Consider the following 16,451-nt stretch of genomic DNA (forward strand, 5'->3'; position numbering starts at 1 on the left):
TTTCGCGGCGAAGGTCCCTGGGTTCTATCACGTCTTTCCGAGAGGCTCAGCCCACTCGTGCTCGCGCTCCCTCGGGCGCCCCCTCGATGGGCGGGACGTATGGCCAGTCAGCCAGCGGTCCCTTGCCTGCCTCCCGTGAGAGGTAATCCGCGGCGATGTTGGCGCTCTCCATGATGGTGAGCAGGCCACTCCCCGGGTGCGTGCCCCCTCCCACCCAATAGAGGGACTCCACGCTGGGGCTCTTCACATGGGGGCGCAGCGGCCCGAGCTGCATCCAGGTGTGGGACAGGTTGAACACCGCGCCCCGGAAGACATTGAAGTCATCCCGCCACGTCTCCGCGGTGAAGTAGCGCTCGGCGCGGATGTGCTCACGTACCCCCTTCATGCCCACCTTTTCCAACATCGTGGGCAGGCGCTCGCGCAGGGTGCGCTCGGTGGCGGCCCAGTCCACGGGGCGCGAGGTGTTGGGCGTGGGCACCAGCACGTAGAGCGTGGAGTGGCCCGCGGGCGCCCCGCTCTTGTCCGTCACGCACGGGTTGCACACGTAGAAGGGCGGGTCGTCCACGTCCACCTCGCGGTCCTCCAGCGCGTCCGCGTCGGTGCGCCGCGCGCTCTCGGAGAGGTAGATGAGGTGGTGGGGCAGCTCGTCGTAGACGCGATCCAGGCCGTAGTAGGCCATGAAGGTGCTGCACGAATACTTCGCCTTCTGCAGCGCGGCGTCCGTGAGCCGGGTGCCCGCGCGCGACTCGGCGGGCACGAGCTGCTGGGCCGCGTAGGGCAGGTCCGCGTTGACCACCACCGCGTCCGCCTCCAGCCGCTCGCCGCCCTGGAGCCGCACACCCGCCGCGCGGCCGTACTCCACCAGCACCTGCTCCACCGGCGTGCCCAGGCGGAAGGTGGCGCCCAGGTCCTCCGCGCACTTCATCATCCCGCGCGCCAGGGCCCGGAAGCCCCCCTCCACGTGCCACACGCCGAAGGCCAGCTCCAGGTAGGGGATGACGCCGAACACCGAGGAGCAGTTGGTGGGGTGCAGCCCCAGGTACTTGGAGGGGTAGGCCAGCGCGTAGGTGATGCGATCGTCGTGGAAGAAGCCGTCCAGGTGCTTGTAGAGCGTCTGCCAGGGTTTGAAGCGCAGCGTGGGGAACAGGCGCCAGGGTGCGTAGTAGCCGAGGCTGTCGGCCGAGGTGGCCATGAACTTCTCGTAGGCGAGCGGGTACTTCTCCCGGCCCTCCTCCAGCCAGCGGCGCAGCGCGGGCGCCTTGTCGGGGCCGAACTTGGAGACCTCGCGCTCCATGCGCGCCGCGTCGCGCGTGGTGTCCAGGTGGGTGCCGTCCCAGAAGTGCACCCGGGTGTTGGTGTCCAGCGGCACCAGCTTCACGTAGTCGGAGATGCGCTTGCCCGCGCGCGTGAAGATGCGCTCGAGCACCCCGGGGAGCTGGAGGATGGAGGGCCCCGTGTCCAGCGCGTACTCGCCCGCCTCCCCGAGGGCGAGCCCCTTCATCCGGCCCCCGGGCACCGGGTCCTTCTCCACCACGGTGACCTTCAAGCCCAGGCCCGCGAGGTTGATTGCCGCCGACAAGCCTCCGGGCCCCGCTCCCACGACGATGACATGACGAACCATTTCCCACACGATGCCTGGAACCCAGCAGAGTTCCAGCCCTCCTGACGGGCGAGTTCCATCACCCCCCTCCACTTGTCACCCAGGGTACGGATTTTGGCGCTCCGGACGTTGTCCCGCACGAATGAAAAAGGCTGTCTCGGGTGTCCTTCTCCAGGCCCTCAGGGCCCTCCGGATGGGCGGTGGCTCCCTCGCCATCCCCCAGCCGGTACCGGCACGGCCGGGGCCCTGGAGGGCCGCCCCCCTGGTGCTCCCCGTCCCCGTACGCGGAGTGATTACGCATGGAGCAGGCCCGGAGGCCGGCGCCGGGCGACGCTCGCGCCAGGAGGACTCGGGACAGGAGGCAAGCTCGCGCATGGAACGGCTGCTCACCCTGCTCTCCCAGGGCTACCTGGCGATGAACAGCCTCACCGGGGTATTGGGCGCCTGGCTCGTCCACCCGTCACGGCCGCGGGCCCGGGCCCGCTCGAAGCCGGAGCGCCCGCCCCCCCGCGAGCCCCCCATGTCCCGCGCCGGAGAGCAGCGGGCATCGGTGCTGGAGCTGCTCGTGGAGCAGAGTGGTGACGCCATCATCATGGCGGACGCGCAGGGGGTGCTGCGCATCTTCAACGCGGAGGCCAGGCGTCTGCATGGCGTCTCGCACCTGGAGGTGCACGCGCGGGACTGGACCACCTTCGGCCTGCTCACCCTGGACGGCCGCCCCCTGCCCCTGGAGGGCATGCCGCTCTACCGCGCCCTCCGGGGCGAGCACGTGAGGAACGCGCGCTGGATGGTGCGCCGCCCGGACGGCACCGTGCGCATCCTCAGCGGCACCGCCTTTCCCCTCCACCACCCGGATGGCTCGCCCGCGGGCGCCGTGCTCACCGCGCGCGACGAGACCGAACGCCTGGAGATGGAGCACCGCTGCGCCGAGTCGCTCGAGCGGCTGCGCCGGACGGCCGAGTTCCGCGAGCGCTTCCTCGGCATCGTCGGGCACGACCTGCGCAACCCCCTGGGCGCCATCGACCTGTCGGCCCGCGTGCTCGACCGCTCCGGCCACCTGGACGAGAGCGAGCACCGGATGGTGGGGCGCATCCGCGCCAGCACCGAGCGGATGACGCGGATGATCGGCGAGCTGCTCGACTTCACCCGCGGCCGGCTGGGCGGCGGCATGCCCGTGCATCCCCAGGTGGCCGACCTCGCCGCCATCTGCCGCGAGGCGTTGGACGAGGTGCGCACGTCCCTGCCCGGAGCGCGCGTGCGCCTGCGCGTGCTCGGGCACGGCGCGGGCGAGTGGGACGCGGGACGGCTGAGCCAGGTCATCTCCAACCTGGTGAGCAACGCCGTCCACTACAGTCCCCAGGGCAAGCCCGTGCGCGTCACCCTGAGGGGCGAGGGCGTGGATCACGTGGTGCTCACGGTCCACAACCACGGGCCCCCCATTCCCCCGGAGCTTTTGCCCGTGCTCTTCGAGCCCTTCCGCCGCGGCCCCGGCACCGGGCCCTCCAACCAGGACGGGCTCGGGCTCGGGCTCTACATCGTGCGGCAGATCGTGCTCGCCCACGGCGGCCAGTTGGAGGTGAGCTCCAGCGCGGAGCAGGGAACCACCTTCAGCGTCCGGCTGCCCCGCATCCACCCCCACCTGCCCCCACCCCCCTTGGGTTGACGCGTCCGGCCACCGGCTGGTAAGTGCTCACTTAACACCTAACCCGCCAGGAGGATCCGAGTGCACGCCTTTACCCTCAGTGCGGTCAGTCTGCTCATCGCCCAGTTCATCGTCATCATCGGCCTGTCGCGGCTGCTGGGACGGGGAGTGCGAGGGCTGGGCCAACCGCTGGTGATCGCCGAAGTGCTGGCTGGCATCCTCCTGGGTCCCTCGCTGCTCGGGTGGCTGTGGCCCTCGGCGATGGACACGCTGTTTCCGGTCAGCTCCATGCCGGTGCTCAAGATGCTCAGCCAGGTGGGGCTCATCCTCTTCATGTTCCTCATCGGACTGGAGCTGGATCCCCGGCTGCTCAAGGGGCGGGGCCATGCCTCGGTGGTCATCAGCCACACGAGCATCGTGGTGCCCTTCGCGCTGGGCGCGGGGGCGGCGCTGTGGTTCTACCCGCGGCTGAGCGACCCGTCGGTGCCCTTCAGCTCGTTCGTGCTCTTCATGGGCGTGGCGATGAGCATCACGGCGTTTCCGGTGCTCGCGCGCATCCTCACCGAGCGGCGGCTGATGCAGTCGAAGGTGGGCGCGCTCGCCATCACCTGCGCGGCGGTGGACGACGTGACGGCGTGGTGCCTGCTGGCTTTCGTCGTCTCCATCGTGCGGGCCACCAACCTGGCCGAGGCGGGGATCACCACGGTCGTGGCGCTGGGCTACATCGCCTTCATGATGGGCGCGGTGCGGCCCTTCCTCGCCCGGCTGGGCGCGCGCGTGGCCAGCCGCGAGGGGCTCAACCAGAACGTGATGGCGCTCACGCTCATCATGCTGCTCGCCTCGAGCTTCGCCACGGAGCTCATCGGCATCCACGCGCTCTTCGGCGCCTTCCTCTTCGGCGCCATCATCCCCAAGGAGGGAGGCCTGGCCGAGGCGCTCGCGGAGAAGCTGGAGGACGTGGCGGTGGTGCTGCTGCTGCCGCTCTTCTTCGCCTTCAGCGGCCTGCGCACGCAGATTGGCCTGCTCAACAGCACCGACCACTGGCTCATGTGCGGCCTCATCATCCTCCTGGCGTGCCTGGGCAAGTTCGGAGGCAGCGCGGTGGCGGCGCGGCTGACGGGCTCGAGCTGGCGCGAGGCGGGAGCCATCGGCATCCTGATGAACACGCGCGGGCTGATGGAGCTCATCGTGCTCAACCTCGGCCTGGACCTGGGCGTCATCTCGCCCACCCTCTTCACGATGATGGTGGTGATGGCGCTGGTGACCACGTTCCTCACCACGCCGCTGTTGCGCGTCATCTACCCGCCGGAGCAGCTCGCCCTGGAGCGCGCCGTCACGCCCGCGCCGCTCACGCTGCCCACCGTGCAGCCCTTCACCATGCTCATGTGCGTGTCGCATGGCCAGGCGGGCGCGGGCATGGTGACGCTCGGGCGCGCGCTCACCGGCGGCGAGGCGCCCAGCTCGCTCTACGCCCTGCACCTCATTCCCCCCACCGAGCGCGCCTCCTTCCACCTGAAGCACACGCCGGAGCCCCAGGTGGAGCAGCGCACGGGAGAGGAGGGCCCCATGGCGGCGCTGCTCACGCGCGCGCGGCGCACGGGCCTGGAGGTGCGTCCGCTGTCCTTCGTGTCCGCCGAGCCCGGGCTCGACATCTGCCGCACCGCCGAGGCCAAGCGCGCCGACCTCATCGTGCTCGGCTGGCACAAGCCGCTCTTCGGCCAGACGGTGCTCGGTGGCACCGTGCACGAGGTGATGAGCGAGGCGGCCGCGGACGTGGCGGTGCTGGTGGACCGGGGCCTGGAGGGCGTGCGCCGGGTGTTGGTGCCCTACAGCGGCAGCCGGCATGATCGGGCCGCGCTGGGACTGGCGCGGCGGCTGCTCAAGGGCGCGGGCGCGGAAGTGACGATCCTCCACGTGACGTCGCCCACGCCGCAGCCGGGCCGCACGCCGGCGCGGCTGCTCGTCGACGAGCTCTTCCCGGGGTCCTCCAGCCAGGTGCACCTCAAGGTGGTGGCGCACGCCTCGCCCGAGGACGCCGTGCTGGCCGAGGCCGCCCACGGCTACGACTTGATGGTGGTGGGCGTGGGCGCGGAGTGGGGCCTGGAGGGCCACCTCTTCGGCCTGCAGCGCGAGCGGCTCGTGCGGGACTCGAACCTGTCGCTGCTCGTCGTGCGCCAGCCGAAGCCCGCCGAGAAGCCCGCCACCGAGGCCACCCCCCTGACCGGCACCAACGCCTCGCCGGCCGAGCCCCTGCGGGCTGGCGGCGGTGCGTCCTGACCCCCGGCACCCGGAAACGAAGCGCCTCCGACACCATGCACCCAGGAGCCACCCTCCGTCTGTTGCGAGTGGACGCGGGCCTGAGCCTGCGAGACCTGGCGCGCCGCATCGGCGTGTCCAGCGCCTATCTGAGCCGCGTGGAGAACGGCGTGGACGCGGTCCCCACGCCCGAGCGGCTCGCCGCCATCGCCCGTGAGCTGGACGTGCCCCCCACGCTGCTCATGGACGTGGCGCACCGGCAGAGCCCCTTCGTGGCCAACTACCTGGAGGAGGTGCCCGGAGCCAGCGCGCTCCTGGTGGACGTGGCGCGCCGGCGTCTCACCTCCGAGCAACTGCTGCGCGTCCGGGCCTTCCTGGACGCGGAGTTTCCCGCCCCCGCGCCCTGGCCCGACGCGCCCGCGCCGGCGCTGAGCCCGGTGCTCACCCCTGGCCGCATGGTGCTGCGCCTGACGTGCTCCGCGCTGGAGGACGCGCTGGACGTGGCGGCGGGGCGGCTCGCCGCGGACCTGCCCGGGGTGAGCGCGTCCCAGCTCGTGGCGGAGCTGCGGCGGCGCGAGGCCGAGTCCTCCAACGCCGTGGGCAACGGGGTGGCCGTGCCCCATGCCTTCGTGGAGAACACCCCCCCGCTCGCCGCCCTCGTCACCCTGGCCCAGCCCCTGCCCGACGAAACCCCGGACGGCGTGCCCCTGCGGCTGCTCGTGGTGCTCGTGGACGGGGAGCAGCGCACGCACCGGCTCATGCGGCTGGCCCACGTGGCGCGGCTGGCCAGCCATGGCCTCGCCGAGCGGCTGTCCGACGCGGAGCAGCCCTCCCAGGTGCAGACGCGGCTCGCGGAGCTGGAATCCCTGCGCTGAGCGGCCCGGCCCCTACGTCCGCAACACGCCCCGCCGCCGCTCCGCCGCTCCCGCCTCGTCCTCGGTCCTCATGGCCTCGGTGGACGTGAAACGCGAGGCGGGCGCCTCCCCGCCCCGCGTCTCGCAGTACGTCTTCACGACGGTGTACAGCCGCTCGAGGTTGAAGGGCTTGCGCAGCACCGCTTGCACCTCGGGAAGGCGGATGTGCTCGTCCACGGAGAGCAGGACGATGGGCACCGAGCGCAGCGCCGGCTCCTGGCGGATGAACCGGATGAGCCGCGCGCGCTCCATCTCCGGCAGCGTCTCGTCCAACAAGACGAGCCCCGGCCGCCCCATGCGCTCCAGCGCCTCGAGCGCACCGCGCGACCCAATGACCGCGGCCACCCCATACCCCTCGAACTCCAAGGCCGCCTGGATGGCCTCGAGCACATCGAGCTGGGCTTCGACCACGAGCACGGAGGCGCAGGCAGGAAGCATGGGGACCGCTCACTTTCAGCGGAAAACGCGGGAAGGTAGGCCAGTACGGAGAGCGTGCAACAGCACGTGTCAAAAAGCCAACAATTCGAGTCCCACGAGGGCGACTCCGGAGACATCACTCCAGCTTCACCTAGTGAACGCCCACATGCCATCTTCGTGCCCGGGCCCGCTTCCCCCCGAGCCATCGAGGTAGGCACTCCGGTGCCGGACTGCATAGGATGAGCCGCCGATGGCGCCGCCCCCCGCTCGCGAAATCCTACTCTTCACGCTGGAGTCGCAGCGCTACGCACTGCCGCTGGAGGACGTGCGCGAGCTGGTCCGAGCCGTCCGCCTCACCCCCCTGCCCCGGGCACCCTCCGTCGTGGAGGGCCTGTTCAACCTGCGCGGAGAGCTCATCCCCGTGCTGGACATGCGCCGCCGCTTCCGCTTGCCCGCCCGCCGACTCCTTCCCTCGGATCACTTCATCATCACCCAGACGGGACCCCGCGTCATGGCGCTGCGCGTCGATCGCGCCGAGGGCATGCAACCCCTCGAGCCACACGCCCTGGACACGACGCCGCGGGAGCTGCCCGGGGTGGGCTACGTGGCCGGGGTGGTGAAGCTGCCCGACGGGCTCGTGCTCCTGCATGACCTGCGCACCTTCCTGTCGGAGGCGGAGGCGCTCGAGCTGGAGGACGCGCTCACGCACGAGGGTGCCGCGCGGTGAGCGACTCCACGCCCCCCTGGCGGCATTGGGGCTACACCGCGGTGCTCGAGTTCGTCGCCGCGCGCGCCGGCCTGCTCACGCCGAGCTGCCTCGCGGCCGCCATGGAGGGCATCGACCGGGCCATGGCCCGCGCGGGACTCGCCGAGGACTTCTCCGCCTACCTGCCCCGGCTGGAGGCGGATCCCGCCGCCCTGGATGATCTCCTCGTCGAGCTGACCGTGGGGGAGACGTACTTCTTCCGCAACCCCGAGCACTTCGACTTCCTGCGCCAGGAGGTGCTGCCGGACCTGCGCCAGCACCGGGGCGAGGGGCACGTGGTGCGCGGGTGGAGCGCGGGCTGCTCCTCGGGCGAGGAGCCCTACTCGCTGGCGGTGCTCCTGATGAAGGAGGGCCACGGGCGCATGGACGTACTGGGCACGGACGTGTCGCGCGCGGCGCTCGCGCGCTGCGAGGAGGCGAGCTACGGCGAGTGGTCCCTGCGCGGCCCGTGGGTGGACCACATGCGGCCCTACCTGCACCCGGACGGCAAGCGCTACCGGCTCGCCCCCGAGGTGCGCTCCCACGTGCGCTTCGGCTACCTCAACCTCGCCGAGGACTCCTGGCCCTCCACCGCCCAGGGCGTGTGGGGCATGGACATCATCTTCTGCCGCAACGTCCTCATCTACTTCAACCGCCCCACCATCGAGGGCGTGGCCCGGCGGCTCCACGCCACGCTCGCCGACGGCGGCTTCCTCATCACCGGCCCCTCGGATCCCGCGCTCAACGGGCTCGCCCCCTTCGAGACGATCGTCACCGAGTGGGGCATCGTCTACCACCGCCCGGACGCGACCCGGCCCACCCGCCTGCGCTCCTTCCGCCACACCCCGCTCCAGGTGGTGCCTCCCGCATCCGAGTTCCCTCACGCCCCTCCTCCCGCCGCGCCCCCTCCGCCCCTCCCCGAGCCGGCTCCCGCGCCGCCTCCGCCGCCTCCCGCGCCGCCGCCTCCCGCGGCTCCCGTGGGCGGCCTGGACGAGGCCCAGCAGGCGCTGGCCCGGGGGGACTGGCGCGAGGCGGCGCGGCTGGCCGCGGCGATGCCGGATGACGAGGAGGCCGTGGGGGTGGCGATCCGCGCCCTGGCCAACTTCGACGCGCCGGCCGCCCTGCGCGCCTGTGCCGAGGCGAGTGGGCGCCACCCGCTGGCCGTGGAGCCACGCTACCTCGAGTCCCTGGTGCTCCTGGGCCAGGGAAAGCTGCGCGAGTCCGAGCGCGCCGCGCGCCAGGCGATCTACCTGGAGCCGGGTCTGGCGGTGGCGCACCTCATGCTGGGCCACATCCTGCGACGCCAGGGAGAGCTGGAGGGCGCACGGCGCGCCTTCTCCACCGCCGCCGGCCTGTGCGCGGCGCTGCCTCCCGAGCAGCCCGTGCCGCTGGCCGATGGCGAGCGCGCCGACCGGCTCCTGCGCGTGGCACGCGAGGAACTCCAGCGGCTGGATGACTCCCAGGAGAAGGGCTGATGCCTGACGACGAGGACATGAAGCAGCGCGGGCTGGACTGGAGCGCGGCCTACCGGAAGCTGGCGCGGCTCGCCGCCTCGGCCGAGGCCTCCCTCCAGCCCGATCCCGAGCAGGAGCAGGCGGTGCTCGACGAGCGCGCGCGGCAACTCTCCCGCACCGCCACGCCCACGGCCGCGCCGGGCCACCAGCTCGAGCTCATCCTCTTCCACGTGGACGAGCAGGACTACGCGCTGGAGACGCGCTTCGTGCGCGAGGTGTTGCGCACCTCGGAGCAGCGCGTGCTCCTGCCCGGCGCGCCGCCGCAGCTGCGCGGGGTCACCCTGCTGCACGGCGAGGTGCTCGCGGTGGTGGAGCTCGCGCCCCTGTTCGGCCGGCCCGCGCCCACCCAGCATGGCCCCGTGCTGGTGCTGGGCCTGGCGCGCGCGGAGCTGGGCCTGCGCGTGGACCGCGTGGAGGAGGTGCTCTCGCTCACCCATGACGCGCTCCTGCCACCTCCCGCGGCGCTGAGTGGACAGGATCGAACGCTCGTGTCGGGCATCACCCGCGAGGGGATCATCGTGCTGGAGGGGGAGGCGCTCTTGGGGGATGGTCGCCTCTTCTTCGACCTCTCCGAGGAAAGGGTTACATGAGCATCGGGAAGAAGATCGCCCTCGGCTTCGGCCTGTCGCTGCTGGCGCTGCTCGCCGTGGGCTCGGTGGCCTACCAGGGCGCGCAGCAGATCACCCAGACGACGACCCTGCTGCTCGAGAGCCGCGAGCAGGCCCGCCTCATGCGCGAGATCATCGCCAACCTGGTGGACGCCGAGACGGGCCAGCGCGGCTTCATCCTCACCGGCGACACCAGCTACCTGGAGCCCTACAACCAGGCGCGCAGGAACCTGGACGCCAACATCTCCAACCTGCGCGACTACCTGCGCGACGAGCCCACCCAGCAGACCCGGCTCGCCCGGCTCGATCCCCTGGTGAGCGAAAAGCTCGCGGAGCTGGCGAAGACGATCAGCCTGCGCCAGCAGGGCCAGACCGACGCGGTGCTCGCGCTCGTGCGCTCCGGCCAGGGCAAGGAGAACATGGACCGCATCCGGGAGCTCCTCAACGAGATGCTGCGCATCGAGGATCAGCGCTGGGTGGACAACGAGCGGCAGGCGAAGGAGAGCGCCCAGCGCAGCATCTGGGTGCTGGCGACGGGCACGCTGCTCGGCTTCCTCGTCGTCAGCCTGGGCAGCTGGTTCATCACCCGGAGCATCACTGGCCCCATGGACAAGCTGGTGACGGGCGCGGATCAGATCGGCCGCGGCAACTTCGCCCACCGCATCGACGTGGTGAACGACGACGAGACGGGGGAGCTCGCCACCGCCTTCAACGCCATGGCCGAGCGGCGCCAGCAGGCCGAGGCGCAGCTGGCCAAACAGTCCGCGGAGCGTGAGCACACCCTGCGGACGGTGGCCGAGTTCGTCAACCAGCTCGCGGGCACCACGTCGGAAATCCTGGTGAGCACCACCCAGCAGGTGGCCGGTGCCCAGGAGCAGGGCAGCGCGGTGGCCGAGACGGTGAGCACCGTCGAGGAGATCGCCCAGACGTCCGAGGAGGCGGCGGGGCGCGCGCGCACGGTGAGCGAGTCGGCCCGCCACGCCGAGGAGGTGGGCCGCAACGGCCGGCGCGCGGTGGACGAGGCCGTCACCTCCATGGTCGCCGTGCGCGAGCAGGTGGAGTCCATCGCCTCGCGCATCCTCGCCCTGGCCGAGCAGGCCCAGGCCATCGGCGACATCATCACCACCGTCAACGACATCTCCGAGCAGACGCACATGCTCGCCCTCAACGCCTCCATCGAGGCCAGCCGCGCCGGTGAGCACGGCCGGGGCTTCGCCGTGGTGGCCGCCGAGGTGAAGGCACTCGCGGACCAGTCCAAGAAGGCCACCGCCCAGGTGCGGCAGATCCTGGGGCAGATCCAGAAAGCCACCCAGGGCGCGGTGATGACCACGGAGGAGGGCACCAAGAGCGTGACCACCGCCACGCGCGTGGTGGCGCAGGCGGGCAGCACCATCCAGACGCTGGGCGACCTGCTCGGCCAGGCGTCGCTCACCGCGGCGCAGATCTCCGCCTCCGCCAACCAGCAGGCCACCGGCATCGGGCAGATCCGCCAGGCCATGCGCGACGTGAGCCAGGCCACCCAGCAGACCCTCACCAGCACCCGGCAGACCGAGCGCGCCATGCAGGACTTGAACGGCATGGGCCAGAAGCTCAAGAGCCTCTTGAGCGAGTACGGACGCGTCGCATGACGATGGACCGCGACCGCCTCGCCCAGGCCCTGATGGCCACGTTCCTCGAGGAGCTCGAGGGACACGTGGCCGCGCTCAACCGGGACTTGCTCGCGCTGGAGAAGGCCACGACCCCCGCGCGGGCCGGCGAGCTGATGAACTCCCTGTTGCGCACGGTGCACAGCGTGAAGGGCGCCTCGCGCGCGGTGAGCGTGGGCCTCATCGAGACGGCGTGCCACCGGCTGGAGGAAGTGCTGGCCGCGGTGGACAACCAGGGCCCGGCCCACCCGGAGCTGATGGAGCTGTGCTTCGCCACCGCGGACGCGCTGGACGACGCGGGGCGACGGCTCGCCACCAAGCAGGACTTGAAGGGCACGCCGCTCGAGGAGCTGCTGCCCCGGCTGGAGGAAGCGGCCCAGTCCCCCGAGTCCCTGCGCGCCCGGGCGCTCGTGCCCACCCCACCGGAGCCCACGCGCCCGGCACCCGCCACACCGCCGCCCGCCTCCGCCACGCCTCCGTCCTCCCCCGCCACACCGCCGCCCGCCTCCGCCACGCCTCCGCCCTCGCCCGTCACGGCGCCGCCCCCGCCGGAGTCCTCCGCACCGGCCGCGGAGGGGCTGCCGGTGCGCGTGTCGGCGCAGAAGCTGGACGCGCTCCTGGCGCGCAGTGGAGAGCTGCGCGTGGCGGGCCTGCGGCTGGAGGGCCGGGTGGAGACGCTGGAGGCGGTGAGCGAGGAGCTGACCCACCTGCGCCAGCGCCTCACCGGCGCGGAGTCCCTGGTGGCGCGGCGGCTGGAGACGCGGCTGGCGCAGCTCGGCCGGGCGCTCGCGGCGGACCGGCGCACGCTCACGCAGGCCGCGAGTGGACTGGACGAGGAGGTGCGGCGCGCGCGCACCCTGCCCTTCGCGGAAGGGTGCGCGGGCCTGGAGCGCAACGCGAGGGACCTGGCGCGCGCGGCGGGCAAGCAGGTGCGGCTGGAGGTGCATGGCGGCGCGCTGGAGTTGGATCGCTCGCTCCTGCAGGGGCTGCGCGAGCCGCTGCTGCACCTGATGCGCAACGCGGTGGCGCACGGCGTGGAGGCCCCGGCCGCGCGGCGCGAGGCGGGCAAGCCCGAGGAAGGCGTGGTGACGCTGACGGCCCGGCTGCGCGGCGGGCGGGTGCAGGTGGTGGTGGAGGACGACGGGGGGGGACTGGACCTGGGCGCCATCCGGGAGAAGGCGCGCGCGCGCGGGCTGCCGGTGTTGGACGACGCGGGTGACGCGCGGCTCATCTTCATGCCCGGGCTGAGCACGACCGAGGCGGTGACGGCGGTGTCCGGGCGCGGAGTGGGGATGGACGTGGTGCGCTCGCAGGTGGAGGCCCTGCGCGGCAACGTGGACGTGTCCTTCGTCCCCGGCCAGGGCACGCGCTTCGTGCTGGACGTGCCCCTCACGCTGAGCACCCTGCGGGTGCTGCTGGTGCTGGTGAGTGGCCAGACGTTCGCCGTGGCGGGCGAGAGCGTGGAGCGCCTGTTGCGACTGGCGCCCGGGGACGTGCGGCGCGTGGAGGGCCGGCAGCTGTGGGCCGGGCCCGAGGCGCTCATCCCCCTGTCCACGCTCGCCCAGGTGCTGGGCCTGCCCGCGGGCACGCCGCGCCCGCACCCGAGCGCCCTGCTGCTGTCCGCGGGCGAGGTGCACGCCGTGCTGGGCGTGGACGAGGTGGTGGCCGAGCAGGAGGTGCTCATCCGCGGCCTCGGCCCGCGCATCCGCCGCGCGCGCCACGTGTCCGGCATGGCCGTGCTGCCCGATGGGCGCCTGGCCCCCCTGCTCAACGCCCCCTCGCTCGTGCGCGCCGCCGAGGGCCGCACCGCCGCCGCGGGCCTCTTCCCCGTCGCCGCCGCCCCCTCCGCCCGCCGCCGGGTGCTGCTCGCCGACGACTCCATGACCACGCGCGCCCTGGAGCAGAGCATCCTCGAGGCCGCCGGCTACGAGGTCCTCGCGTGCTCGGACGGCCAGGAGGCGTGGGAGCGGCTCCAGACGGAGGGCGCCGACGCGCTCGTCTCCGACGTGGAGATGCCGCGCATGGACGGCTTCACGCTCACCGAGGCGGTTCGCGGCTCCCCGCGCTTTGGCCGCCTGCCCGTGGTACTCGTCACCGCGCGCTCCTCCGACGAGGACAAGACCCGCGGGCTCCAGGTGGGCGCCAGCGCCTACCTCGTCAAGAGCGCGTTCGATCAATCCCATCTGCTGGAGACCCTGAGACAGCTCCTATGAAGCCCGACAAGCTCCGTGTCGTCGTCGCCGAGGACTCGCCCACCGCCCGGCGCCTGCTGGTGGAAATCCTGCGCGCGGACCCCACCTTCGACGTGGTGGGCGAGGCGAAGGATGGCGTGGAGGCGCTGGAGCTCACGCGCCGCCTGCGTCCGGACCTGGTCACCATGGACATCCAGATGCCGAACATGGATGGACTGGAGGCCACCAAGCGCATCATGACGGAGGTGCCCACGCCCGTGGTGGTGGTGAGCACCCTGGTGGAGCGCGACATCCAGACGTCCATGACGGCGCTGCGCTCCGGGGCGCTCGCGGTGTTGCAGAAGCTGGTGGGGCCCCAGGCGCCGGACTTCGACGCCGAGGCGCGGCGGCTGCGCGACACGGTGAAGGCCATGGCCGAGGTGAAGGTCATCCGGCACTGGCCCAGCCGTGATGGAGCCCCCACGACCCGCGCCCCCCTCGTCACGGCGCGCCGGCGCAAGCCCGAGGTGGTCGTCATCGCCGCCTCCACCGGGGGCCCCGCGGCGCTGCACCGCATCCTCTCCGAGCTGCCCCCGCACTTCCCCCTGCCCATCCTCGTGGTGCAGCACATCGCCCTGGGCTTCGGCAAGGGCATGGCCACCTGGCTCGACAGCGTGTGCAAGCTGGAGGTGAAGGTGGCCGAGGACGGCGAGTTCCTGCGCCCGGGTGTCGTCTACATCGCGCCGGATGATCGCCACCTGGGCATCCGGGCGGACAGACACGTGGAGGTCTCCAACGCCGCGCCCGTGGGGGGCTTCCGGCCCTCGGGCACGTGGCTGTTCCGCTCGGCCTCGCGCGTCTACGGCGCGGGCATCGCCGCCGCCGTCCTCACCGGCATGGGCCAGGACGGCCTGGATGGTCTGCGCGAGGTGCACGAGACGGGCGGCTGGGTGATGGCCCAGGACGAAGCCACCAGCGTGGTGTACGGCATGCCGGGCGTGGCCGTGTCCGCCGGTGTGACCGACGAGGTGCTGCCCCTGGACAATTTCGCCCGCCGCTTCCGTGAGCTGGCGGGCATGACGGAGGGCGAGTAGCCCGCGGGGAGTTGCGGATTCCACTCCCCGTTCTTACGTACCCTCGCACGCTCGCTCGCCAGTCCGCTCCCAGCCTGGACTGATTTCCTTGGGCGTGAAATGAAGAGATTCCCCCCATCGCTGGTTGTGGCGACACCATGAGCCCTCCCCCCTCCGGATTCGAACTGGCATTCAGGGCCCAACCGGACCCGGCCTATCTCCTGGATGAAACGGGGCGGGTGCTCGCGTGCAGTGACAAGGGAGCGCTCGTCCTGGGCATGCCCCCCGAGCTGCTGATCGGCCAGCCCTGGGCCCGGCTGGCCCCCCTGCTGGAAGAAGGCGCCCGCCTGGAGGCCGCGTGCGCCACCGCCCTGGCGCAAGGCAGCGCGCCCGTCGTGCAGGCCATCTGGCCGAGCCCCTCCGGAGGCCCCCGGCCCCACAGCTTCACCCTCACCGCGGTGCGCGAGGCGGGCACCCCGCCCCGGCTGCTGGTGATGGTGCGTCCGCTCACCGAGGCGGAGACGGTGTACGCGCGTGCCCTGGGCCTGGAGCAGGCCGCGCGCGCCGAGGTGGAGGCCGCCGAGCGCCGCCAGTCCTTCCTCTACCAGGCGATGACGACGCTCTTCTCCCACGCGCCGGATCCCCAGGGCATGTACACGCTGCTGGCGCACCTGGCGGTGCCGGACCTGGCCGACTGGTGCATCGTGGACGCGGTGGAGCAGGGCCCGTGGGTCTCCCGCGCCGCCGTGGCCCACCTGGACCCGACCCAGGGCGAGCAGGCCCGCGCGATGAGCACCCGCTTCGAGCGCCGGCCCGCGCAGGTGGGCGTGCTGCGGGTGCTGCACACGGGCGAGCCGGAGCTGGTGTCGGCGGTGACGGACTCGCTCCTGCGCGCGGCCGCCACCGAGCCCGAGCACCCGGAGATGCTCCAGCGCCTGCAGGCGTGCTCGTACATGATCGTCCCGCTCAAGGCGCGCGGGCACACGCTGGGCGCGGTGACGTTCATCTCCAGCACCTCGGGGCGCCGCTATGGCCCGAGCGACCTGGCGCTGGTGGAGGACCTGTGCGTGCGCGCCAGCCTCGCCATCGACAACGCGCGCCTGGTGGGTGAGTCGCGGCGGGCCACGCGCGCGCGCGAGGATCTGCTCGCGGTGGTGTCGCACGACCTGAAGAACCCGCTGGGCGTGGTGCAGCTGGCCTCGGCGCTGCTGATGCGAGGGGCCCAGGGCAAGCCGGGCGGCGAGCAGGTGCAGAAGCAGGCCAGCCGCATCCAGTCGGCGGGCGAGCGCATGGCGCGGCTCATCTCGGATCTGCTGGACTGGGGCCGCATCGAGGCGGGCGGGCTGCCGCTGGAGCCGTCCGAGCAGGACGTGGCATCGCTGGCGAGCGAGGCGCTCGAGAGCGTGCGTCCGCTGGCGGAGGCGCGCGGCCTGAAGGTCATGACGCAGCTGGCCGAGGAAGACGTGCGGGTGCGCTGCGACCGGACGCGGGTGCTGCAGGTGTTCGGCAACCTGTTGGGCAACGCGGTGAAGTTCACCCCGGAGGGGGGCGAGCTGGTGGTGGGCGCACGGGTGCAGCGCGGCGAGGTGCAGCTGTGGGTGCGCGACACCGGCGCCGGCATCCGCCCCGAGGCGCTGCCGCACATCTTCGAGCGCTACTGGCAGGCGAAGGAAGCGGAGAGCCGGGGCACGGGCCTGGGGCTCTACATCGCCAAGGGCATCGTCGAGGCCCATGGCGGCCGCATCTGGGCCCAGAGCGAGTGGGGCAAGGGCAGCGTCTTCACCTTCACCCTGCCCCTGGCCGACCGCGCCGCCCGCGGCACGGGTGCGAGTGTCTATTCGGCGGGCTAGGCGCTCCGGGCTAGA

The 16,451-nt window shown here is 72.4% G+C and carries 12 protein-coding genes; 10 read left to right on the forward strand and 2 right to left on the reverse strand.

Translation table 11 applies throughout. The annotated features are described in order from the left end of the window. Nucleotides 1-46: 46 nt before the first annotated feature. Nucleotides 47-1,621, reverse strand: a complete 1,575-nt coding sequence (locus F0U63_RS46560; RefSeq protein WP_395841562.1) for a phytoene desaturase family protein — start codon at nt 1,619-1,621, stop codon at nt 47-49. Between the two features lie 352 nt (nt 1,622-1,973). On the opposite strand from F0U63_RS46560, the gene F0U63_RS46565 reads away from it, so the two are divergent. From F0U63_RS46565 to F0U63_RS46575, 3 genes are read left to right on the forward strand one after another with little or no spacing between them, the layout of a single operon-like run. Next, entirely contained in the window at nt 1,974-3,263 is a 1,290-nt protein-coding gene (locus F0U63_RS46565; protein ID WP_395841564.1) for an ATP-binding protein, read from the forward strand. Nucleotides 3,264-3,323: 60 nt separating this feature from the next. Next, nucleotides 3,324-5,519 carry a cation:proton antiporter gene (locus F0U63_RS46570; RefSeq protein ID WP_395841566.1) on the forward strand — a complete coding sequence of 732 codons (2,196 nt, stop codon included), beginning with the start codon at nt 3,324-3,326 and terminating at the stop codon, nt 5,517-5,519. Nucleotides 5,520-5,554: 35 nt separating this feature from the next. Next, nucleotides 5,555-6,373, forward strand: coding sequence for a helix-turn-helix domain-containing protein (locus tag F0U63_RS46575; RefSeq protein WP_395841568.1), 819 nt, complete (start codon nt 5,555-5,557; stop codon nt 6,371-6,373). A 12-nt stretch (nt 6,374-6,385) separates the two neighbouring features. Here the strand turns inward: F0U63_RS46575 and F0U63_RS46580 are convergent, their stop codons facing one another. Beyond that, nucleotides 6,386-6,850, reverse strand: coding sequence for a response regulator (locus F0U63_RS46580; RefSeq protein ID WP_395841570.1), 465 nt, complete (start codon nt 6,848-6,850; stop codon nt 6,386-6,388). 229 nt (nt 6,851-7,079) lie between these two features. Between F0U63_RS46580 and F0U63_RS46585 the strand changes: the two genes are divergently transcribed. The 7 genes from F0U63_RS46585 to F0U63_RS46615 all read left to right on the forward strand — a co-directional run bounded on the left by F0U63_RS46585 (nt 7,080) and on the right by F0U63_RS46615 (nt 16,436). After that, a complete protein-coding gene (locus F0U63_RS46585; protein ID WP_395841572.1) occupies nt 7,080-7,556 on the forward strand; it encodes a chemotaxis protein CheW in 477 nt (158 codons plus the stop codon). Then, on the forward strand, nt 7,553-9,049 hold the full coding sequence (locus F0U63_RS46590) for a CheR family methyltransferase (RefSeq protein WP_395841574.1): 1,497 nt from the start codon (nt 7,553-7,555) through the stop codon (nt 9,047-9,049). Before F0U63_RS46585 ends, F0U63_RS46590 begins: the two co-directional genes overlap by 4 nt. Further along, nucleotides 9,049-9,678 (forward strand): chemotaxis protein CheW, encoded by a 630-nt coding sequence (locus tag F0U63_RS46595; RefSeq protein WP_395841576.1) that lies wholly within the window; start codon nt 9,049-9,051, stop codon nt 9,676-9,678. Before F0U63_RS46590 ends, F0U63_RS46595 begins: the two co-directional genes overlap by 1 nt. Further along, nucleotides 9,675-11,324 (forward strand): methyl-accepting chemotaxis protein, encoded by a 1,650-nt coding sequence (locus F0U63_RS46600; RefSeq protein ID WP_395841578.1) that lies wholly within the window; start codon nt 9,675-9,677, stop codon nt 11,322-11,324. Before F0U63_RS46595 ends, F0U63_RS46600 begins: the two co-directional genes overlap by 4 nt. Before the next feature lie 2 nt (nt 11,325-11,326). Then, entirely contained in the window at nt 11,327-13,555 is a 2,229-nt protein-coding gene (locus tag F0U63_RS46605; protein WP_395848532.1) for a response regulator, read from the forward strand. Continuing rightward, on the forward strand, nt 13,552-14,607 hold the full coding sequence (cheB, locus tag F0U63_RS46610; protein WP_395841580.1) for a chemotaxis-specific protein-glutamate methyltransferase CheB: 1,056 nt from the start codon (nt 13,552-13,554) through the stop codon (nt 14,605-14,607). The genes F0U63_RS46605 and cheB overlap by 4 nt, the downstream gene beginning before the upstream one ends. 137 nt (nt 14,608-14,744) lie before the next feature. Continuing rightward, entirely contained in the window at nt 14,745-16,436 is a 1,692-nt protein-coding gene (locus tag F0U63_RS46615) for an ATP-binding protein (RefSeq protein ID WP_395841582.1), read from the forward strand. Nucleotides 16,437-16,451: the final 15 nt, after the last annotated feature.

Origin of the sequence: Cystobacter fuscus (genome assembly GCF_044360685.1) — a bacterium.
Classification (GTDB): domain Bacteria; phylum Myxococcota; class Myxococcia; order Myxococcales; family Myxococcaceae; genus Cystobacter; species Cystobacter fuscus_C.

Excerpts from the sequence above, each read along its gene's own strand:
- F0U63_RS46560 (WP_395841562.1), bottom strand. The coding sequence starts at position 1,621 with ATGGTTCGTCATGTCATCGTCGTGGGAGCGGGGCCCGGAGGCTTGTCG.
- F0U63_RS46565 (WP_395841564.1), top strand. The coding sequence starts at position 1,974 with ATGGAACGGCTGCTCACCCTGCTCTCCCAGGGCTACCTGGCGATGAAC.
- F0U63_RS46575 (WP_395841568.1), top strand. The coding sequence starts at position 5,555 with ATGCACCCAGGAGCCACCCTCCGTCTGTTGCGAGTGGACGCGGGCCTG.
- F0U63_RS46580 (WP_395841570.1), bottom strand. The coding sequence starts at position 6,850 with ATGCTTCCTGCCTGCGCCTCCGTGCTCGTGGTCGAAGCCCAGCTCGAT.
- F0U63_RS46585 (WP_395841572.1), top strand. The coding sequence starts at position 7,080 with ATGGCGCCGCCCCCCGCTCGCGAAATCCTACTCTTCACGCTGGAGTCG.
- F0U63_RS46595 (WP_395841576.1), top strand. The coding sequence starts at position 9,049 with ATGCCTGACGACGAGGACATGAAGCAGCGCGGGCTGGACTGGAGCGCG.
- F0U63_RS46600 (WP_395841578.1), top strand. The coding sequence starts at position 9,675 with ATGAGCATCGGGAAGAAGATCGCCCTCGGCTTCGGCCTGTCGCTGCTG.
- F0U63_RS46605 (WP_395848532.1), top strand. The coding sequence starts at position 11,327 with ATGGACCGCGACCGCCTCGCCCAGGCCCTGATGGCCACGTTCCTCGAG.
- cheB (WP_395841580.1), top strand. The coding sequence starts at position 13,552 with ATGAAGCCCGACAAGCTCCGTGTCGTCGTCGCCGAGGACTCGCCCACC.
- F0U63_RS46615 (WP_395841582.1), top strand. The coding sequence starts at position 14,745 with ATGAGCCCTCCCCCCTCCGGATTCGAACTGGCATTCAGGGCCCAACCG.